This is a genomic window from Natrinema soli (assembly GCF_028618695.1).
Map to the genome: position 1 here is coordinate 1 of NZ_JAQIVI010000149.1, position 18,576 is coordinate 18,576.

24 protein-coding genes and 1 tRNA gene are annotated in these 18,576 nt (G+C 59.8%); 16 read left to right on the forward strand and 9 right to left on the reverse strand.

From position 1 onward, the window contains the following. Nucleotides 1-711, reverse strand: a 711-nt coding sequence (locus tag PGX04_RS10365) for a M24 family metallopeptidase (RefSeq protein ID WP_273738420.1), incomplete at its 3' end; no start/stop codon positions are given. Nucleotides 712-980: 269 nt separating this feature from the next. On the opposite strand from PGX04_RS10365, the gene PGX04_RS10370 reads away from it, so the two are divergent. Next, on the forward strand, nt 981-1,856 hold the full coding sequence (locus PGX04_RS10370) for a COX15/CtaA family protein (RefSeq protein ID WP_273738421.1): 876 nt from the start codon (nt 981-983) through the stop codon (nt 1,854-1,856). Between the two features lie 27 nt (nt 1,857-1,883). On the opposite strand, the gene PGX04_RS10375 is transcribed toward PGX04_RS10370, so the two are convergent. Then, the gene (locus PGX04_RS10375) at nt 1,884-2,375 is read right to left on the reverse strand and encodes a metal-dependent hydrolase (RefSeq protein WP_273738422.1); all 492 of its coding nucleotides are present in this window, start codon (nt 2,373-2,375) and stop codon (nt 1,884-1,886) included. A gap of 148 nt (nt 2,376-2,523) precedes the next feature. Between PGX04_RS10375 and PGX04_RS10380 the strand changes: the two genes are divergently transcribed. Further along, entirely contained in the window at nt 2,524-3,156 is a 633-nt protein-coding gene (locus tag PGX04_RS10380) for a uracil-DNA glycosylase family protein (protein ID WP_273738423.1), read from the forward strand. A 16-nt stretch (nt 3,157-3,172) separates the two neighbouring features. On the opposite strand, the gene PGX04_RS10385 is transcribed toward PGX04_RS10380, so the two are convergent. Next, a complete protein-coding gene (locus PGX04_RS10385) occupies nt 3,173-3,532 on the reverse strand; it encodes a cupin domain-containing protein (protein WP_377042503.1) in 360 nt (119 codons plus the stop codon). 242 nt (nt 3,533-3,774) lie between these two features. Between PGX04_RS10385 and PGX04_RS10390 the strand changes: the two genes are divergently transcribed. Continuing rightward, entirely contained in the window at nt 3,775-4,929 is a 1,155-nt protein-coding gene (locus tag PGX04_RS10390) for a multicopper oxidase domain-containing protein (RefSeq protein ID WP_273738424.1), read from the forward strand. Between the two features lie 42 nt (nt 4,930-4,971). Here PGX04_RS10390 and PGX04_RS10395 read toward each other — a convergent pair whose 3' ends face one another. From PGX04_RS10395 to PGX04_RS10405, 3 genes are all read right to left on the reverse strand, one after another. Continuing rightward, nucleotides 4,972-5,235 carry a MarR family transcriptional regulator gene (locus tag PGX04_RS10395; protein ID WP_273738425.1) on the reverse strand — a complete coding sequence of 88 codons (264 nt, stop codon included), beginning with the start codon at nt 5,233-5,235 and terminating at the stop codon, nt 4,972-4,974. After that, nucleotides 5,236-6,207, reverse strand: coding sequence for a transcription initiation factor IIB (locus PGX04_RS10400; protein ID WP_273738426.1), 972 nt, complete (start codon nt 6,205-6,207; stop codon nt 5,236-5,238). Nucleotides 6,208-6,575: 368 nt separating this feature from the next. After that, complete coding sequence (locus PGX04_RS10405; protein WP_098727058.1) at nt 6,576-6,869, reverse strand: PadR family transcriptional regulator; 294 nt, start codon at nt 6,867-6,869, stop codon at nt 6,576-6,578. Between the two features lie 1,010 nt (nt 6,870-7,879). On the opposite strand from PGX04_RS10405, the gene PGX04_RS10410 reads away from it, so the two are divergent. After that, entirely contained in the window at nt 7,880-8,299 is a 420-nt protein-coding gene (locus PGX04_RS10410; RefSeq protein ID WP_273738427.1) for a DUF5830 family protein, read from the forward strand. Between the two features lie 77 nt (nt 8,300-8,376). Here PGX04_RS10410 and PGX04_RS10415 read toward each other — a convergent pair whose 3' ends face one another. Continuing rightward, on the reverse strand, nt 8,377-9,528 hold the full coding sequence (locus tag PGX04_RS10415; RefSeq protein ID WP_273738428.1) for a DUF7115 domain-containing protein: 1,152 nt from the start codon (nt 9,526-9,528) through the stop codon (nt 8,377-8,379). Nucleotides 9,529-9,630: 102 nt separating this feature from the next. On the opposite strand from PGX04_RS10415, the gene PGX04_RS10420 reads away from it, so the two are divergent. From PGX04_RS10420 to PGX04_RS10460, 9 genes are all read left to right on the forward strand, one after another. Next, a tRNA-Met gene (locus tag PGX04_RS10420) sits at nt 9,631-9,781 on the forward strand. Nucleotides 9,782-10,079: 298 nt separating this feature from the next. Then, nucleotides 10,080-10,301, forward strand: coding sequence for a hypothetical protein (locus PGX04_RS10425; protein WP_273738429.1), 222 nt, complete (start codon nt 10,080-10,082; stop codon nt 10,299-10,301). Then, a complete protein-coding gene (locus PGX04_RS10430; protein ID WP_273738430.1) occupies nt 10,298-10,852 on the forward strand; it encodes a hypothetical protein in 555 nt (184 codons plus the stop codon). The genes PGX04_RS10425 and PGX04_RS10430 overlap by 4 nt, the downstream gene beginning before the upstream one ends. A gap of 207 nt (nt 10,853-11,059) precedes the next feature. Continuing rightward, entirely contained in the window at nt 11,060-11,260 is a 201-nt protein-coding gene (locus PGX04_RS10435; RefSeq protein ID WP_273738431.1) for a hypothetical protein, read from the forward strand. Continuing rightward, nucleotides 11,257-11,514 (forward strand): hypothetical protein, encoded by a 258-nt coding sequence (locus tag PGX04_RS10440; protein WP_273738432.1) that lies wholly within the window; start codon nt 11,257-11,259, stop codon nt 11,512-11,514. The genes PGX04_RS10435 and PGX04_RS10440 overlap by 4 nt, the downstream gene beginning before the upstream one ends. Continuing rightward, entirely contained in the window at nt 11,511-11,894 is a 384-nt protein-coding gene (locus PGX04_RS10445; RefSeq protein ID WP_273738433.1) for a hypothetical protein, read from the forward strand. Before PGX04_RS10440 ends, PGX04_RS10445 begins: the two co-directional genes overlap by 4 nt. A gap of 486 nt (nt 11,895-12,380) precedes the next feature. Then, nucleotides 12,381-12,608 (forward strand): hypothetical protein, encoded by a 228-nt coding sequence (locus tag PGX04_RS10450; protein ID WP_273738434.1) that lies wholly within the window; start codon nt 12,381-12,383, stop codon nt 12,606-12,608. Beyond that, nucleotides 12,605-12,784, forward strand: coding sequence for a hypothetical protein (locus tag PGX04_RS10455; RefSeq protein WP_273738435.1), 180 nt, complete (start codon nt 12,605-12,607; stop codon nt 12,782-12,784). Before PGX04_RS10450 ends, PGX04_RS10455 begins: the two co-directional genes overlap by 4 nt. Next, nucleotides 12,777-13,025: a winged helix-turn-helix domain-containing protein gene (locus tag PGX04_RS10460; protein WP_273738436.1), complete on the forward strand. Its 249-nt coding sequence runs from the start codon at nt 12,777-12,779 to the stop codon at nt 13,023-13,025. The genes PGX04_RS10455 and PGX04_RS10460 overlap by 8 nt, the downstream gene beginning before the upstream one ends. A 1,200-nt stretch (nt 13,026-14,225) precedes the next feature. Here the strand turns inward: PGX04_RS10460 and PGX04_RS10465 are convergent. Next, nucleotides 14,226-14,765: a hypothetical protein gene (locus PGX04_RS10465; RefSeq protein WP_273738547.1), complete on the reverse strand. Its 540-nt coding sequence runs from the start codon at nt 14,763-14,765 to the stop codon at nt 14,226-14,228. Nucleotides 14,766-15,139: 374 nt separating this feature from the next. Between PGX04_RS10465 and PGX04_RS10470 the strand changes: the two genes are divergently transcribed. Beyond that, complete coding sequence (locus tag PGX04_RS10470) at nt 15,140-15,838, forward strand: hypothetical protein (RefSeq protein WP_273738437.1); 699 nt, start codon at nt 15,140-15,142, stop codon at nt 15,836-15,838. Beyond that, nucleotides 15,838-16,029 (forward strand): hypothetical protein, encoded by a 192-nt coding sequence (locus PGX04_RS10475; RefSeq protein ID WP_273738438.1) that lies wholly within the window; start codon nt 15,838-15,840, stop codon nt 16,027-16,029. Before PGX04_RS10470 ends, PGX04_RS10475 begins: the two co-directional genes overlap by 1 nt. 969 nt (nt 16,030-16,998) lie before the next feature. Here the strand turns inward: PGX04_RS10475 and PGX04_RS10480 are convergent. Further along, on the reverse strand, nt 16,999-17,478 hold the full coding sequence (locus PGX04_RS10480) for a hypothetical protein (RefSeq protein ID WP_273738439.1): 480 nt from the start codon (nt 17,476-17,478) through the stop codon (nt 16,999-17,001). Nucleotides 17,479-18,061: 583 nt separating this feature from the next. Here PGX04_RS10480 and PGX04_RS10485 point away from each other — a divergent pair. Continuing rightward, nucleotides 18,062-18,574, forward strand: a complete 513-nt coding sequence (locus PGX04_RS10485) for a hypothetical protein (protein ID WP_273738440.1) — start codon at nt 18,062-18,064, stop codon at nt 18,572-18,574. The last annotated feature ends 2 nt before the right edge of the window (nt 18,575-18,576 follow it).

Here is an 18,576-nt window from a genome sequence, read left to right on the forward strand (position 1 = left end):
TTCGTGACGCTCCGCGAGCCACGAGGGAGGGTCGAAGGCGACGGTCCGGGTGCAACTCGCGTGAAGGCCGGCCCGCTGGGCGGTCACGGAGACGAGGGCGTAATCGCCGAGTTCGGCCCCGGTCGGCGTGTAGTGGCGGTACCGCTGTGCTCGTTCCGAGCCGCCGACGAGGACGACCGGCGCTTCGATGTCTCGAGCCGAGAGAGCGATTCGCAGCGCAGATGCGACCTCGTGTTCCGTGTCGCCGGACTGCAGTTCGCGACAGACCGACTCGACGGCGGACGCCGTCTGGCCGCCGAGGTCGCGATAGCGGTCGCGATCGCGCTCGGTCAGCGGTTGACGCAGCGACGTCGGATCGACGCGCTCGAACCCTGGCAGTTCGATGTCGATCGCGGCCCGCTCGTCGCTCCCGACGCGTTCGGTGATCGCTTCGGTCAGCGACGACGCGTACCAGGGGAACTGCTCGATCGAGGCCTCGCTCATCTCGAGATCCGCCAGTTCCTCGGCCGCGATGCGGTCGGCTTCGATGTTGTTGGTCACGATCACGAGTTCGTCACCGTCGTAGCCGACGGCCGCGACGCCGGTATCGCCCTCTCGATCGATGACGCTGTTCCCGCCGGTGAGCCACGCAAACGAGTTCGGCCGGGCGAACCAGATCGAATCGAGCCCGTCGGACTCGAGGTAGTCCTCGAGTCGCTCGCGTTTGTCCATGTCGGGTGCTGGCGAGGACGGTTCTTGAATGCGGCGAACACCGAGCCGTCGATCGGCGTGAGTGGTCGAAACGGGAGTGGCCAGTGAGACGGACTACTGTCCGTCAGTTCCGGCGCACCCGGGACCCGCCAGACGGGTGCGCCGGTACAGCGGTACAGCGGACCGTCTGAAATCCGGTGCAAACCCGCACGCCGAACACCCGATTTCCGTCGAATCGGACGACTCGGTCAACCTAAGTACGGCCCGTCCTAAGCCTCGACAGAACGCCCGTGTCGTACGACAATCACGCGCCCTCGAGATTTCGGTCGTTGATCGATCGGTTCGGCTATCCGCACCTGCTGACCGCAACGCTCGCGCTGGTCGCGGCGACGATTCTGCTGGGCGTCGCGGCGAAGGCGACCGGTTCGGGGCTGGCCTGCGAGGCCAACTGGCCCCGGTGTGACGCCGGACCGTACAATCTGCTGCCGGGGAGTATGCCGAGTTTCTACGAGTGGTTCCACCGCTTCGTCTCGATGTTCGCCGGGTTCGCCATCGTCGGCTCCGCGCTCGCAGCGTGGCGGCTCCCCGACGTCGACCGGCGGGTCGCCGGACTGGTCGTGGCCGGAATGGTCCTGACGCCGGTCCAGGTCGCGCTCGGCCGGCAGACGGTCAAGCAGTACACGATGGACATCCTCTCGCTGCACTTTTGGACGGCGGTCACTATCTTCACGCTGTTCCTGATCGCCACCGTCCTCGTGTGGACACCGCGGCTGACGGGCACTCACGTTACCGCCGCACTCGCGCTCGGGATCGTCGCGATCCCGGCGCACCTCGTCCTCAGTCCCGTTATTGACGCCGGGATCGCGACGTACTCGCCGACGATGCAACTGACGATGTACGCCGTCAGTCTCACGCTGCTCGGCGCGGCCATCGTCGCCGCGATGGTCGGTCGCCGGCGCTTTACCGGACGGGCCGTGACTCCACTGCTCGCGGCACCCCCGCTCGCGGTCGTCGTTCTCTTCTTCGGTCGACAGGCGGCGAACCCCACCCTCGAGGTTCCGTACCTCGCCGCTACCGTCGCGCTCGTCGCCACGTTCGTCGCCGGAGTCGTGCTCACCCGGCGGGGGTCCGCCTCGAGTGACGCGTCCGACGCACTCTCACCGTAGCAGCTGAGTCGCGTCGCGAGGGACGAATCAGCCGAAGACGATGACGATCCCTATTCCTGCGAGAACGGCGACGACGCCAACCCCGAGCAGTCCGTAGTTGGCGATCGGATTCGCGGCCGTCGTCACCGAGAGCGAGTATCGACGGCGCGAGACGGGCCAGAGCGGACGGATTCCCATCGGCGTCAGCGCGTCCGCGAGGAGGTGCGAGCCGATCGAGACGAAACCGACGAGAAACGCGAAGCTCACCACGCCGGCGTCGACGAACGCGGAGGAGGCGTCGACGAGGACGGCGGTCAGCGCCGCGAGCCCGGCCCCGACGAGTAGCGCGAATAGAATCGTGTGGGTCGGGCCGCGGTGGTCGATTAGCGGCAGCCGGTGGTCGTAGTCCGGTACCGTCGACAGGGCGACGCAGACGAGACCGCCGACGATGGCGATCTCGCCGTATCCACCTAGGGCGACGATGGTGCCGAGCGGCGCGTACGCCGCGAGCGCACCACCGTAGTGCCCCACCTGATACATGTACGACACGAGACACGCGAACGGAGTATAAACCCACCGCCATCCGACCGACCGACGCGACGAGATCGACAGGGACGAGGTCACGTCGGTTCCGGATCTGCCGGCCGCGATCGCTGGGGTTTTGATCGCTGACGGCATTCTCCCGGTCGTGCGAAACGTGACCGACAGGACGAGCAACCCGTTCGGACTCCGACCACCGTTCGACCGTTCCGACCCCGGTGACCGAACGGCCGTCTTCGGCTACGGAGACGCTAACGCCGATTTCCACGTGATCGGCAACTACCCCGGCATCCACGGCGGCGAATCCACCGGCGTCCCGTTCACCGAGACCGAGAGCGGACTCGCGCTCCAGGACGTGCTTCGAGAGACGGGCTTCGCGAGCGGCCCGCGGGACGAACCCGTCCTCGAGAACTGCTTTCTGAGCTACGTCCACATGTGCAGCCTCCCGGACGGGGAGGCACCGACCGCCGAGGCGTACGCCGACCTCGAGCGTTTCTTCGACGCCGAACTCCGCGCGATCAACGCCCACATCCTCCTGCCGGTGGGCGCCCGTGCGACCGATCGCGTCCTCCGAGAGTACACGACGCAGCGACGGCGATTCGACCTCGAGATGGCGTCGCTTCACGCCACTGAGATCCGCGGTCGCGGCTTCATGGTCGTCCCGATCAAGGAACCCGCGGAGTGGGTCGACGGCGATTTCGAGGCGATCGTCTCGCGACTCGAGGCGCTGCTGGCCAGCGATTATCGGCAGACGAAAGGGGTCGCGACGACGGTCGGCTGAGCGGTGGCATCATCGCTCAGTCGCTCGGACGATCGGGAACGCTGTGCTCGCTACGAGTCCGTTTTCGGTGCGAAGACGAGCAGCGCCGTACTGTCATCGACCGCGTGCGGGGAAATCTCCTGATCGCCATCGAATCGGACGATATCCCCGACTCGAGAGTGGAGACGTCGTCGCCGAGCGTGAGGGCGACTGCTCCCTCGAGGAGGTGCAGGACCACGTTCGACTCCGGATGGTGGTGTGCAGGCACGCGCTCGACCGCCTCGAGGCGTAATCGCACCGTTCGCGGGGCCCGTTCGTCGACCACCTCGGCGTGGGTCGTCGCCTCGAGTTCGTCTCTCGACCCGAGTTCCGGCATGGATGTCCTGAGCGCCGGCATGGATGTACCGTGACGGCTCTCGTCCGTGACCCTGCGGACGAACCCGTTCGGATCGACGGAGTCGGTCGGAGCGAGTCACGAGAGCGGCCGCCGGTAGACTGGTTCGACGGCGTTGTTTTGCTCGGAAACCAGGGCCGCGGCTGATCGTTTAAATACTACCGGAGAACATGTTCTCGAGTCTTCCCGATCCGTAAGAACCGGCTCGACCCGTTATACACCGGTACTTCGTACATTTCGTTGTTATGAGTGATCGAATTGGTGCACCCGGACTGGGGATATCGAGACGCGAATTCGTTGCCGCGACCGGCGGTGTTGCGGCACTGACCGGCTTGGCCGGCTGTACGAGCCAGGAGGCCACACAGGACTCGAGTCCGCCGGATTCGTCCGAGAAAACCTCGGACGAGTCCGGCTCAGAGCTGCCGTGGACGAGTTCCCCGGCGGTCGTCCAGGTCGACGAACGGGACGGCAGCGTTACGCTGCAATCGGTGACATCGCGTCACGCCGTTCACCCGATGGATTCGATGGGCGGCCCGGTGGAACTACCGAAGGTCCGGGCGTTCAAAGCCGACGACGGAACGCCGAGCGTGCCGGGGCCGATCCTCCGGACGACCGAGGGAAACGATATCGAAGTAACGCTGGACAATACGGACGCCAAGATGCCGCACACGCTTCACTTCCACGGGTCGCGGAAGACCTGGAAGAACGACGGCGTCCCGACCACGACGGGTATTACGGTTACCGGCGGCGAGAAACACACCTACACGATTCCCGCGAACGTTCCGGGGACGCACCTCTATCACTGCCACTATCAGACCCATCGCCACATCGATATGGGGATGTACGGCATCTTCCGCGTCGATCCGAAGGGGTACGAGCCCGCGGACAAGGAGTACTTCTTCACACTGAAAGACTGGGACTCTCGCGTGAACCGGCAGCTGGCCGGCGAAGACGTCGAGTACAGCCCACGCGATCGCAATCCGGACGTGTTCACGATCAACGGGAAGAGCCTCCCGCGGACGCTCCACCCCGAAGACGGCTCGCCGATCATCGTCGACCGTGGCGACACCGTCCGCCTTCACATGGTCAACGCTGGCTACATGTCCCACCCGATGCACACGCACAACCACCGGTTCCGCCTCGTCGAGAGAGACGGCGGCCAGATTCCTGACGTGGCCCAGTACGAACAGGACGTCACCACTATCGCCCCCGCGGAGCGCCACACCGTCGAGTTCGAGGCCGACGCCGACCCCGGCATCTACCTCGTGCACTGCCACAAGGTCAACCACGCGATGAACGGGGAGTTCTACCCCGGCGGGATGGTCAACGGCATCGTCTACCGCGACGCGATGGATACCGACGTCTTCGCTGACCTCATGGAGTACGCCGGATACGAGTGATAAGCGGATAGAGAACGGACGCGAACGACGTTTCGACTGATTCTACGTTCTGCCTTCCGTCTCCGTCGGCGTCTCCGATTCGACGGGTAGCGGGTTCGTACCGGCGATTTGGTGACGGCCCGACGCGGTGATCGCGTACCGCTGGCAGCCGATCGACCGAACCGATCCGTCCTCGTGGAGGCGATCGCAGGCGTGTTCGACCGCGACCGGATGCTCGTCTATCGTCGCGGCGAGGTCGACGACGTAGCTCGGCGTTCCGTCAGCGAGCGCGTCGAGAATCTCTTGTTCGAGTCGGTGCCCGAACATCTATCGATCACGGACCTCCCCGTATGCGTCCAGTAGTTCCCGATAGCGGTTTCGGACCGTGACCTTGCTTACGCCGGTTTCGGCGCCGACGGTCTCCTGGGTGATCCGTTCGTTCGTCAGCCGCGCCGCACCGTAGATCGCCGCGGCCGCCAGCCCGGCCGGACTTCGACCGCTGTGGAGGTCCCGCTCCTTGGCCGCTTCGAGGATCTCGCGGGCGAGCCGTTCGGCGTCGTCGCTGATCTCGAGTTCGGAAGCGTACTGCGGAAGGTAGTGGATCGGATCGGCGGGTTCGATCTGCAGATCGAGTTCGTCCGAGAGATAGCGATACGCTCGCTGGACGGGGAGCTTTTCGACGCGACTCACCGAGGCGAACGCGACCAGCGTCCGCGGCGTGCCGTGTTGCCGAGCGGCGGCGTACAGACACGCGGTCGACATCGCCTCGATCGACCGTCCCGGAAGCAGTCCGTCCTCGACGGCGCGGCGATACAGGACGCCGGCCGTTTCGCGACAGGGCTTCGGTAAGCCGAGCGCCGATGCCATGCGCTCGATCTCGCCGAAAGCGTGTTTGAGGTTCCGTTCCGCGGCGTTTTTCGAGGTGAAGCGTTCGTTCCACGTCCGCAGCCGCCGGAGCTGTTCGCGCTTTCGCCCCGAGAGCTGGTTGCCGTAGGCGTCCCGATTCTCCCAGCCGATGGTCGTACTCAGGCCCTTGTCGTGTCGAAGCGGCGTCACCGGCGCGCCGACCCGTCGCCGGTCATCCTCGTCGTCGAACGCCCGCCACTCGGGGCCGTAATCGATCTCGTCCGTATCGATAACCAGGCCGCACTCCGCGCACGCCCGTTCGCCGCGTTCCTCGTCGTGGTGGATCGAGCCTGCGCATTCCGGACACTCGGATCCCCGCCGCTCAGGAGCGGTCTCGCGCTCTCCGTTCCGGGTCGATCCTCCGTCAGCCGTATCGACGATCGTCTGACTCATTGGTCTGTGTCCGCCGGAGTGCATTCCGGCCGTGTGATTGCCTCTCTTGGATTGCGGTGGAGCAACAGTATCAACGACCGGCGGATTCCCAGGCCGTGGGAACGGTCGGAGACGCTCTTCTCTCTCCAAGTCGTGTCCGTTGGATTCGAGGGCGCCGTTCAGGGCAGGGGCTGAAGAGTGAGGCGGTCGTATTCCGGGCGGTTTCGCCTGAACTCAGCCGTCTCACCGGTGCTACCGCTCGCATTTAGTCGGCTTTGTGGAGCGAAAGGCGACGCCGCATGAGCTGATGCGACGGAGTATCCGGCACCAGTTGGCAGGAGTATCTCTTTCGGATACTCGAGCGTGCGACTGTTACTGATATCGACCCATCACTCCGATTCGGAGAGCAACTCGCCGACGTACTGATCTTCCCACTCTCGGCGAGCCTCGAGTTCGCGCCGACCGCGAGCCGTGATCGTGTAGTAATTCGTTCGCTGGTCGAGTTCGCCCTTCTCGACGAGCCCTTTGTCGACGACCTCGTCGAGGTTCGGATAGAGCCGCCCGTGATGGATCTCCTTCTCGTAGTAGTCCTCGAGTTCGTCTTTGATCGCGAGGCCGTGCGGGTCGTCTTGCCCAGCAATCGTATACAGCAGGTCGCGCTGGAAGCCGGTAAGATCGTACATATCGGAATTTCCGTGTGTCGTCAGATAAGGTTTCCGAGAACAAACGAGTGGAGATAGCGTCGGGAACACGTGCCTGGTCACTATCCGCATCGTGGAACGGGGGGCGATGAACGTGACGCTTCTCAGCACGGGCAGAATAATCGCGAGCACCGATGCGGAACGCGGCGCGAGACCGACGTGAACGGGCGACAACTGCTCGAGGAGTTCGCATGAGAGTCGCACTAGTTTACTTTCACTCCGGTTGGCTCACGTATATACGGGCCCCGACTCAATAGAGGGCCTGAAGAGCGCGAACGCGGGGAAAGGGTTCGCGCACTCACGGATCACCTGCCACCAAACACGCTTCCGATTTCCCAGAACACTCGTTCGAACGGCAGCAGCGAGAATAACAGACCTATGAGTCACAAACGGCCCGTACTCGGTTCGTGCCCCGTTGGGGCGAAGACAGGTCTCGGCGGCAGCCGCTGGTTGCGGGCGAACCCAGTGGCGGTCTCGAAACTTGGGCTGACTGTCCACTCTGCAGCGGTATCCTCACACTCGAATACCGGAACAAAACTGCTATGATCAAACTAAAACGTATTTTCAATCGAGACCGGGATCGAACCCTGTTCGAATGTCGGCGTTGCGGGACAAATGTGAATGCGGATACCGAGGCGTGCCCCGAATGCGGTTCGGACGATATTATCCGGTACGAACTATAGCCGATCGAATGGCGCTGCCCCGGTACGTCGCCCGACTCGCGCACGGCGTCGTGGCACGATCTACTCACTCGGTGAGAGCCGTCGAGTGAACCCGATTTTCCGCGAGCGTTCGACGGTCGAATTCTCCTGTCGAAGGCGGTCGCAATTCTCGGTGTCCGTGCCTGAACCCGCTCGCCACAACGATTCTAGCGGCGGCAGCAGTTAGATGTCGTGGAACGCGAAGCGATACAGCGCGAAATAGCGACTGCGTGTCCGGCTCCGATTCGAGAGGAACAACGTTTACTCGTTCCGAGACGACACCACAGACAGATGGATCGAGACGGGGATCGAACCGAACGCGGCGAGTCCGGTGTCGACGCCGACCTCGAGGCGGACGATCACCGCGTCGAACTCGGACTGGCGTTGCTCGCCCGGCTCGAACACGAATCGCTTCCGCTGGCCGCAGTGATCGACCGCCTCGAGACGGTCACGAGCGATCCGACGGTAACCCGAACGATCCTCGATCGAGCCGAACTCCGCGGCCTCATCGAACGCGAGGACGGGATCGTCCGCCCGAAGAGTCGTCAGTACGTGCGCTTCGAACGGGACGTCGTCACGAGAGAGGGCGAGTTCACCTGCCGACGCTGTGGCTCGGGTCTGTCGACCGGCCACTTCATCGATCTCGAGGCGGGCGAACTCGGCCCTTTCGGCTCTTCGTGTATCCGAAAAGTGACCGGACGGGACGACTGATCAGGCATTATCGGTGACTGAGAGCGGATCACCTCACAGCTCCCGGTTCCCGCGTTCAGTGGCGCACGGACGCGACGCTACCGGCCCTGCCGAAGTTCCGCGATCAACTGCTCGATCGTCTCTCCCTGTTTCTCGATGATCTCGCTCTGGCGCTCGACCGCCCCCTCGAGTGCGTCGAGGCGCTCGAGGAGTTCGGTGTCGGTTCCGGCCGTGGACTCGGGGATATCGGCGTCGGCATGCTCCGCGAGATCGGCGGCACTGGCCGACGCATCGGTGTCGTCGCCCGTTTCGAAGCGGGAGTCGGTCTCCGTGGTTCCCACCGGGCCGTCACGGTCGCGGTTCGGGGGTGCCTCCTGTGTCGATGTGGCCTGCCCGCCGTCGCTTCCGTTCGCCCGCCGTCCGGACTCACCGGTTGCGACGTCGTCCGTCTCGCCGCCGGCGAGCGGATCCGTGTTCCCCGATCCGGCAGCATCGCGTGCCGCCTCGACGGTCGCGTCGTGATCGTCCGGTTCCGGAGGATCGGCGTCGAGGGGTTCGACGCCACCGCCGAAGTCGACCGATCCTCCACGACTGGTATTGGCCTCGTCGTCCTCGCCGACCGCCTCGTTGAGTTCCTCGAGCGACCCGACATCGTGATAGTCGAACAGGGCTCGTTGCAGTCGTTCCCGGAGATCGTTCGCCTCCTCGTTCGGGGCCTTGATCCGCTGCGGTCGTCCGTCGACGGTGAGGACGATCTGGGTGGCGACACTGCCGTCTTCGAACGCCAGCTGCGTCACGTCGCCGAAGTGATACTCCTCGTAGTCCCCGTCCCAGACCGCCCCGCCGATGTGTTTGACGAGTCGGTCGCTCGTGATGATCAGCGTCAGTTCACTGAACCGGTAGGTCTTGACGACCGTCTCACCTGGATCGGTGATCCCGTTGCCGTTTAGCACGCCGGCGAGGACGGGATGCAACACGTCGTCGGTGACGCTCGAGGGAATCGAAAACGTCCGCTCCCCGTCGAGGGCGTACTCGAGCGTAAACTTCGTTTTGCGACGACCCTCGGAGAGCGTCAGTCGGTCGGCGTCGTGGGGGTATTCGTCGGCCGATTCGTCGCTCAGAAGACCGTCTGCACGGTAGACGATGGTCCGTGTGGGTGTGATGAAGAGCTCGTCATCGCTGCCGAGAGAGACGCGCGCTGCGATCTCTTCGCCACCGAGAGTAGAGTTGACGATGCCGGGAACGCTCATGCACTGGCGTTCGTAACACCGTATGATAAATCCGTGGGTCCGCGTTGCACGGCGGCTGCGAATACAAAGCTTAAAGAAACGGACTCCACTACTCGTAACCGAGCCCGGGTGGCTTAGCTGGACATAGCGCCGCACTCATAGGGTTCAGAGATTCGGTGCGGTTTCGCCTTGGAAGCCTCCGTGTCCCTCGAGGACTGCCGAGCCTCGAACCTGGGACATGCGGAGATCGAGGGTTCGGAGCCCTCCCCGGGCACTCATCAAATTCTTTACATGCCCACGTAAGAACCCCCTATAGTGGGCAGTCTATACTGCATACTGATGGCGTAGAAGCGCCGAACACACCAGTTCCAGTTTCTACAGCGTCATCTGGTTTATCATCGAATAACGGAGGTGTCTGCGCGTGAGCATCGGGAGTGACTACTTCGACAAGCTCCCGTCGTGCCCGGAGTGTGGTCGGATCCTCGGCGAGCCGACACGGCTTGACCACGATCCAACACGTCGCGAGTGTTCCCACTGTCGCCTGATCTTTGACGCTCACGAGGTGTTTCGTCATGTCTGAAGCGGTCTGGGAAGAGCGTCTCGACGAATCGGTGGTTCGTCTCGAGCCCGAGGTAACCGCGGACGTCTGTGCCGAACGGTACGACGTCGACGATCACGATGATCTCGAGGAACTGACCAACGCTGCACTTCGGAAGGCGTTCGACGCCGGCTTCGGCTCGATCTCGCTCGAGGACCTCGATGCAGCGGCAGATGATTTGGGGGTGGTCGCATGAGCGATCTCGACCCAGAGAAGTTCCGGAACATCGACGAGATGGAGGACAACCCTGACGCACGATTCCACAACGCGGTTAACGTCCTCATCTCAAATCTCGCGCCCGATCTCGAGGATCGGCGAATGGGGCCGAACGAACAGGCCGCACACGCTGTCAACACGATCACCGAGATCGCCGCGGAGAACGAGCGCCTAAAAGAGCGTGTCGGGAAGCTCGAAGCCGAGCTCAACCCGAACCCCGATTCGAAGCCCTACAAGGAACTCGGCCGAGACGAGAAGGTCCAGAAGCTACGTGAGTACCTCGTCAGCATGGCCTCATCGCGACATAGCGGGAAGTTCGCGATGGAGTACAACGACGTCGTCGCGCTGTTCGACGGCCAGCCGTCACCAGGACACGCCTACGACTTGATGGAGATCGCCGGGAACGCTGACGGCTTCGCGTTCAAAGAGTTCGATGACCGGACAAACCAACTTCGCGTGAATCTGGACGACGTGAACGACGAGACGCTCTTTCACGCCGCGAACAACGGAGTCAGCGAGGTGGAGGGCTAAGATGCGTTTCTTCCAGCCCCCCGTCCCACCACCGTTTCATTCTCTCCTACTTTAGTTGTCTATCTATCTGTATATATCGGTTCGGTAGCTGCGGGTACACCGTCTCAACGCCGTCTCAACCAGCGTTGAAAGCGGTAAACGGATGCCGGTCCCGTTGTTCGCGGCGTGAAAGGGCCGGTCAATCACCAACGATCACGAAAACGGACAATGCACACACCAACACAGACACGCGATGCACGGAACGCTCTCCTCTCACGACTCGAGGAGAGTAACAGCGAACGAACAGAGCTGATCGATGCGGTCACGGAAGAGACGGACGCCGACCGAGAGTTCGTCGAGGACATCGCCGATCAGCTCGAGGCCCATGGCGAGATCTATGTCGTTAACGGAGTGGTCAAGAAAATATGAGCGTCCCGAAACAGGCGGCGCTCTCGGACCGGCCGCGGTATCCGAACATCGCTACGGATATGGGCGAGGATCCTGCCCGGTTCCTCTCCTCATCTGAGCACTACCTCCCGGTGGCTCGGATTCGCGGGATCCAGGAACAGGGCCTACTCTCGGCGTACCGGGCCGTGGAGATCCGCGAGTTCGGTGGCCGGGACATCGTCCTTGAGGCGATCGATGAACGCGAATGCGTACTGGGGACGGAGGGATCGCAATGAGTAACCAGACGGACGCCTCGTCGAAGGAGATCTACGACTCGGTCCTTGGCTACGTCGAGCACAACACCGGGGGTCTCCAACCACCGCTGATTCACGAGGCACCGGTCATCGCGAGCGTCTCGTGGAGCTACCCGGACGAGCATCCTTCACGGGTCCGGTCGGCGATCGCGGCGGCCACGTCCCGGGGCGACCTCGTCCGAGTCACCGACGACTCAGGTGAGCACGAGCGGACCTACCTCGGGATCGACGACCCGGACGACCTCGAGCGCAAGATACAGGAGTATCATGACCGATCCGAGCGGACGACACGCAGCGGTGCGCTCCGGCTACGGGTTGCGAACGAACGCGTCGACTATCTGCGGGGTGAGACCGATGACTGACGAAAACGCACACTACTCGGGCGGAACTGAACGCACTGGTGGTGATGAATAGATGTGGGTTACTGAATCATGGTTGGGCCAACAATCCAGTGCCCACAGTAACATTGAGGTTCCTTATCCGGAAAAGGGAGAGGATTATCCAGTCTCTTGTCATCAGTTCGCTTCCCACTCGTCAGCGGGATCGTCCTTATCGACGATCTGGAGATCCGGCTCATCGCAGTCGCACACGGTCTTTTGTCCGAGGGGTTTGACTGATCCGTCTGGCTTGATCCGCGCAGGCAAGATTTCCCCGCACTTTGCACACTCGATCGGTACCCGACGGATATCGTCGTTATCAGTCAATGTGGAGGAACACAGACGCTCAACGCTTTCGGGACCGATAAAACTCTCGGCAATCCACAGGCCAACCTGTTCACTACATACGGCTACTGATCACACTGCCTCACAGTCTGGAAATTCTACGCGAAGTGAAGGGGGTGACGACTCGTGACGACCGGCTACGTGGTCAACCTCGACAATGGCCATAACGGCTACTGCGTCGAGAGTCTCATCGGCTTCACGTACTGCGGACGAATGTTTGATCCCGAGGACGTCGATCGCGAACTCTACGCGGTCAATCGAGGCCACGACCATCTGCACAACACACTCTGCTTCGACTGTTCGAAAGCCGACTCGCGAAAAGTCCACGGCGCAGTGCGAGGTGGGGTTCGATGACTGACGATGTCGACGAAAACGTCCGCGAAGCCTGCCGTACGATGTTCGACCGCGCCCGTGCCGTCGACGACGATCCCGGCGAGCAGCCGCCCCGATTGTTCGAACACGCGCTGCGCTTGCTGATCTCATCCGACCATATCGAACTGACCGAGGAAACTTCCAAAAACGATGCCTGAACAACTCCCAAAAGCAGTCGCCGACGAAACGCCCGCCGTCCGTCTCGTCTACAAGACGCTCGAGGCCGACGGTTCGCATACGCAAACCGAACTCGCCGACGCAACGGCACTGACACCGCGGACCGTTCGCGACGCTGCCGCAACGCTCGAGAACGTGGATCTAATCAGCAGCTACAACCACCCGTCGGACCAGCGTTGCACGGTCTACTTTCTACGCGAGATGTGTGATAGCAGTAGATAGTAGCACGGTTTCTTTATTCAGAGAACCTATGAAAGTCGCGGTAAGTACAGAGAATACACATACCACTTAGTACGAGTAGCTATTTTCTAAGTTACGTCAGAAGATTCTCTGTTCGGTGAAATTTCAGACAGTATCGTAGAAATAGGACCTGTTTTCGAAGGTGTTATACCTATTTAAGGTGAGGATGTGCATTCTCTGCCGGGGCGCGATGGAAAACCATACTCCCATCATCTCGTGTCATCACACCTGCCCCGGTCCTCTTGACAGTAAAGAGGGTGTCATAGAATGATCCGCATGACGTTCTTTTCACCTAATTTGGAGCGAACTATCCGTTCACTACACTTGCAAATCTAACGCTGGTACTTTCATCAGTTATCGGTGATGTTGGTAGAGTCATGCTGAATACACAGCGCAAATGTCGCACGAGATATGGCTCGATTTGCGAAGGTGGTGATCGCTCAGTGCAGGTGAACGATGTAACACTGTAAGCGACAATATACTCGACCCTTGCCAAAAAATTTATCGAGATACAGGCAGATGGAAGGGGAACAAATTTCCCACTGTGGTTGAAAACCTATACAATGTCACTCACCACCGCGGTTCGGCGGTGGTTGGTTAACGACGACGACGTAGTTTACGAATGCCGAGATTGCGGGACAATACTCGAGCCTACCGACTGGAAGTGTCCCTCCTGTGGTTCGACCGAAATCGCGGAGTACGACGCCTCTTCTCTCCAGTAATCGCATGCCACAGATCGTGGTAAATCAAATACCGGTCTTGTTGAATCCTTACGTTCTCTTCAAAACGACCCGACGAACACCCTCTACATCTGATAATGTCCTCTGGGGTCAATACGCAGATCTACTAAGTGGATAGTTCACCTGTTTCAGACTGAAACAGACGATGTATCCTCTGTATTCAGTACGCAGTTTCTGCTATTTCTCGGATAGATCAGTCATCACTCTGTTACTTATTTGACCTGTACTTACCGTTTGTCGGGTAGTCACAGAGAGAGGGTATGGGAACTTATCTATGACACCCTGAGTAAAGGCTATCCAGAAGAGCAGCGCTCGACAGCAACTCAGTATCGGGCCTTGCCAGGAGTAAAGAATTCCAATCTTAATAGAAGAAGTGCATTATAGGGTTATTCTTCTGCACTTTCGCTGCGGCAACTGCCAAGATCTACCGAAGTAGCAGTTGTTAGCCGGTCTCGTTGCCGCCTTCGGTCTCGTTCCCACCAGTCTCGTTACCGCCAGTCTCGTTGCCGCCGGTTTCGTTACCACCCCCGCCACCACCTTGAATCTGGAGTTCACCTTCCATCTGGGGGTGGGGTTGACAGCGGTAGACGGCCATCTCGCTGCTGGCCGTGAACTGGAATGGATTGTTCTCTTGATCATCGGGGGTTGAGGCGGGTTCGCCCGTCGTGAGGTCGTCGATCACCTCGCCGCTGTCGTTCCGGATCTCTAGGTTGTGCGCCTGCCCGTCACCTTCTGACCAGCCGATTGTGTAGTCCTCTCCCTCTTGGAGGATGAGTGTCGGGTTCTGCTCGCCCTCGATTTGAGACGGCGCGAGGCCCTCCCAGTATTGGGTCTGGCCGCCAAAATCGAGTTCTGTCCCGGGCTCAATCTCGTAGCCGTTACCGCCTCCGCCGTTACCACCATTACCACCGTTACCGCCACCGCCGCCACCGCATCCGGCGACGAACGCCGTTGATGTTGCGACACCTGTCAACATGAGCATCCGTCGACGGGATACATGCTTATCTTGTGTCATTGGGCTTGCTTGGGACTCAATATGAATAGGTGAGAACCCGTCTAATGCATGGAGATCAAGTCTAATCGGAGATCCAACTCTCTATACAATAGCTGATAACAGTTATAAAGTGATGTTTAGGTCGCACACGTACTTACCAAATCAGGCGCTTCATCTCATACGCTATTCCGAACAAAGAAAGCGCAATTCTAACTACTAATAGCTTCATGGGCGCACACCCGGTATTCAAGAAATCGGAAAAGTAGCACTATTTGATTCGGTTTTAAGCGCGACACTCTCCATACCTGATAGTAACCCGTTTCTCCTGGGGTCGTTGGTAGCGGCCCGGGATCCCCATAGCCATGTCTGTCCACACAACCACCCCACCCCAGAGCGTCGAGTGCGGACAGTGCGGCGATCAGTTCATCCTCCCCGCGATCGAGGGCTCGTTCTGCTCGCCGGAATGCCACAACGAACACCGACGCGAGAAGCTCGCAGACGACTTCTTCGAGACGCTCGAGCACGATCACAGATTCTGTCTCTCATGTGGGAGACAGGTCAAGACCATCGAAAAGCCCCCGGAGCGCAACTCCGCAGGGAAGTCGATCACCGACGCCGCGATCGGCTGGGAACACGTCACCGAACACGGTGAGTTCGGCATCAAGTCTCACATCCGTGACGACGGTGACGACGATCTCGATGTCCCCGATCTCGACTTCGAGGACGGCCACGATCCAGTCTACGTCTACGACGTCGACGGCGAAGATCACAACGTCGGCACCTTCACCGATTTTCGGGACCCACTCGAGCCGTCGATCCGAGCTGACGAACCGGTCCCGACGGGCACGGTCTGTTGTTGCGGGCAGACTGATCACAAGCACGAGTCGGAAACACTCCGCAAACGGCTCCCATTCACGACAGCCCATTACCTGACACTCGCTGTCGATACCCTCCGCGCCGAGGATAAGACCGACGTCCGCGTTGATCGAGACCGACTGTTCGAGGCCGTCCTCGAGCACCAGACAACCCGCGAGGCGTTCACCTCGGCGGTGGTCCTCTGATGACGGTCCAGCCGATCGACGAGGAGCTGCCGGTGGAGGACCGCTTCGCCGGTCGTGACATCCAAGGCGTCGTCGACGATGTCCGATGGACGCCGACCTGGGCGAACCAGCGCTCGGAGATTGTCGTCGACGCTAACGGGACCACGATATCGACCGGCCGAGCGAACGTCCGACTCGATAACAGTAGTTAGCAGTACAATTTCTTTATCCAGAAAGAGGTGTGGAACTGAACAACAAGATTCGGTAACTACATGTGCGAACAGAGCATAAGTGCTTTGTTAATACCGCGACAGAACAGTCGTATAAAAGTCTCACTCTAGGTGATGCTTAGAATTCGTAGTGCGCAATCTCATCTGATTCGCAGGTGAAACACATATTAACGTCTGTTGAGAATTTCTGCCCACAGTTACGGCATTCGTACAGTGTTGTTTTGCTGGCTCCCCTTTTCCACCGGGATTCCTTCCGGAATAATTTAAGTGTGCTCATGTCTCTACTCCTCAATTATGAATATTGGTGGTGAATAGCTATCAGTGATTTCCACGATTATGTCGAATATGCTATTATATGGTCAATCACTCCAGAACAATACTTTTCTCATCTGTACTGAACGGCAACTACGTGTGTGGGTACGTTTCCTCTCACTATCCAACCGTGATTCATCCCTGTTGAAGGTGAAGAGATATTATGTTTGCTGATTAGGGTTGGACGCATAAAATAGGATAGCCATTGTGAAACCCATCGTAAAGGCCTTGAGAGTCACGTTTTCGCCAAATAATACGCCAACAAGCATGTAAGAAGAAGCGGATACGGCGCCGATGAAAGCAGCGTATCGCATACGCGATAGATTCCGTGCCCACTCATCGAAACGATGGTAGAGTTGTCTTGTGTTGTTCATAATTCATATTCCAGTTGACGGTACATAAGTTTTCTTCTGACCAACACGCACTCTCTCTGGACAGGAAGGGTTTTCAATAAGTCCTTCACCTGTACTTATCGTCAATTCCGCGCCAACTCTGAATAAAGAAGCTCTATTACCAACTACTGTTAAAACCGAACATCATTATTTTCAGGAGTTCTACCAATAGTTGCCTCGAGCAACAGTCGGAACCAAATATTGGGTGTTGAGTAAGCGAGGCGGGTGTGCAGGAGGGCGAGATCAATCAGATGAAGCTGAACATATCAGCAAACATCCCCATAAACGAGGTGACAAAGCGGTCGTCAATCTCGCCGTCGCGGTTCTGGTCTTCCGGAATCCAGATTTGCTCCTCCTCATTGCTTTGGCCGGTTTCCACGGACTTGTTACCGTCAGCGGGTCCGTCATTGGGCGCTTCGTTACACGGCGAGTCAACACCAACAAGACAAATGCCGACATCGCCGTCATCTGCATCTGAATCCGTCTCAGTCAACTCGGACTCACTGCCGTTTAGTTTGTCACTGTCAACAGGTTCGATAATTGGTGCATCGTTGCACGGTGAGTCAGCACCGACAAGGCAGATGCCAGCATCAGCGCTAATTGTATTTGCATCTGTCTCGGCTGTAGAATCGATATTCGTGCCTGTACTACCGGCGGCAGCAGTACTGCCGACAGCAACAAGCAGTATTGCGAGGACCGTCAAGAGCGGTATAATTTTGCGTCGCATTGCACTCTGAGATACTATATGATTATTAAAAGAAATATCTCAGACTGAAAGTCACACTTTAGCTACTCAACACGTATGTGGGTATATTTCGATTTGCCGACGTTTCTAGAAATGTCACTTCGAACCGTGACGCATTTCCAATGACGGCCGCTGATTCGGATTATCTCTAATCTCGAGAGGTGCTCTCGAGGGGCCTAAATGACTGATACATCTCTGCGATCGACTCCTCATCCCTGCCCTTTCCTCTTTCAATACCTACTCGACGACCTAGTGGGCCACAATCACGATCGCGTGGCCAGGTTCGACTCCCTCAAGGGTGCTTCGATGACGCTGACGGAACGACGATCTTGACCGGCCGAGCGGACGTCCGGCCTCGATAACGTTCCCGATGTGGCCCGGCGTCGCCCTACCCCGCCGGGCTGAAGGGGACCATCATCGCATCGCTTCCGCTGACACACTCGCTTCGGGGCAGCTGGCACACCGCGACTATCAGGCACCACGGTCCGTCCCGACTCGCGCCGGGATTCGTCAAAAAGCCTCGCAGACGCGACCCGGCGTACATCCCGTTTTTCATACACCAACCATGGTACAAGACACCCTTTCAGCACAGGACCTACAGGACCTCGAGCCGGTCGAACTGCTCGAGGAAGCACTTCAGGACGATCGAGTCCTCCGGCTCGTCGAGGACGCTGTCCGGATCGGTCGGGCCCATGCTTCCGACTGGATCGGAACCGTCGACGGTGACGACATCGCGACGCTCGATCCGCAGGCGTCGACCAACGAGGTCGTCATCGCCCTCGCTCGAGAGGGATTCACCCCGAACTGGCTCCTCTCCTACGAGTACGGCGGCGAGGTTGCGAACCTCGTCCGCTTCCACTACGATCCGGACATCTTCCCGGAGCATCCCTTCCGCCAGCTGCACGTTCGGCTGTTCGCCGACGGCACGCTGGATGCCCACGAGGAACCCTCGGCGCTGATGCACAAGGGCCCGCATATCCGCGAGGAGACGTTCAACCGCGAGGTCGGTACCGCTGCGGTCCGGACGATCCTCGAGGACGCCGGCGTCGACGTCGAGGTGCTTGAGGAGGCTCGATAGAT

Bases quoted from the DNA above. Each gene is read 5' to 3' on its own strand.
- PGX04_RS10375 (WP_273738422.1), bottom strand. From the start codon at position 2,375: ATGTATCAGGTGGGGCACTACGGTGGTGCGCTCGCGGCGTACGCGCCG.
- PGX04_RS10385 (WP_377042503.1), bottom strand. From the start codon at position 3,532: ATGCCGGCGCTCAGGACATCCATGCCGGAACTCGGGTCGAGAGACGAA.
- PGX04_RS10390 (WP_273738424.1), top strand. From the start codon at position 3,775: ATGAGTGATCGAATTGGTGCACCCGGACTGGGGATATCGAGACGCGAA.
- PGX04_RS10395 (WP_273738425.1), bottom strand. From the start codon at position 5,235: ATGTTCGGGCACCGACTCGAACAAGAGATTCTCGACGCGCTCGCTGAC.
- PGX04_RS10400 (WP_273738426.1), bottom strand. From the start codon at position 6,207: ATGAGTCAGACGATCGTCGATACGGCTGACGGAGGATCGACCCGGAAC.
- PGX04_RS10405 (WP_098727058.1), bottom strand. From the start codon at position 6,869: ATGTACGATCTTACCGGCTTCCAGCGCGACCTGCTGTATACGATTGCT.
- PGX04_RS10410 (WP_273738427.1), top strand. From the start codon at position 7,880: ATGGATCGAGACGGGGATCGAACCGAACGCGGCGAGTCCGGTGTCGAC.
- PGX04_RS10415 (WP_273738428.1), bottom strand. From the start codon at position 9,528: ATGAGCGTTCCCGGCATCGTCAACTCTACTCTCGGTGGCGAAGAGATC.
- PGX04_RS10425 (WP_273738429.1), top strand. From the start codon at position 10,080: ATGTCTGAAGCGGTCTGGGAAGAGCGTCTCGACGAATCGGTGGTTCGT.
- PGX04_RS10430 (WP_273738430.1), top strand. From the start codon at position 10,298: ATGAGCGATCTCGACCCAGAGAAGTTCCGGAACATCGACGAGATGGAG.
- PGX04_RS10435 (WP_273738431.1), top strand. From the start codon at position 11,060: ATGCACACACCAACACAGACACGCGATGCACGGAACGCTCTCCTCTCA.
- PGX04_RS10440 (WP_273738432.1), top strand. From the start codon at position 11,257: ATGAGCGTCCCGAAACAGGCGGCGCTCTCGGACCGGCCGCGGTATCCG.
- PGX04_RS10445 (WP_273738433.1), top strand. From the start codon at position 11,511: ATGAGTAACCAGACGGACGCCTCGTCGAAGGAGATCTACGACTCGGTC.
- PGX04_RS10455 (WP_273738435.1), top strand. From the start codon at position 12,605: ATGACTGACGATGTCGACGAAAACGTCCGCGAAGCCTGCCGTACGATG.
- PGX04_RS10460 (WP_273738436.1), top strand. From the start codon at position 12,777: ATGCCTGAACAACTCCCAAAAGCAGTCGCCGACGAAACGCCCGCCGTC.
- PGX04_RS10465 (WP_273738547.1), bottom strand. From the start codon at position 14,765: ATGCTCATGTTGACAGGTGTCGCAACATCAACGGCGTTCGTCGCCGGA.
- PGX04_RS10470 (WP_273738437.1), top strand. From the start codon at position 15,140: ATGTCTGTCCACACAACCACCCCACCCCAGAGCGTCGAGTGCGGACAG.
- PGX04_RS10475 (WP_273738438.1), top strand. From the start codon at position 15,838: ATGACGGTCCAGCCGATCGACGAGGAGCTGCCGGTGGAGGACCGCTTC.
- PGX04_RS10480 (WP_273738439.1), bottom strand. From the start codon at position 17,478: ATGCGACGCAAAATTATACCGCTCTTGACGGTCCTCGCAATACTGCTT.
- PGX04_RS10485 (WP_273738440.1), top strand. From the start codon at position 18,062: ATGGTACAAGACACCCTTTCAGCACAGGACCTACAGGACCTCGAGCCG.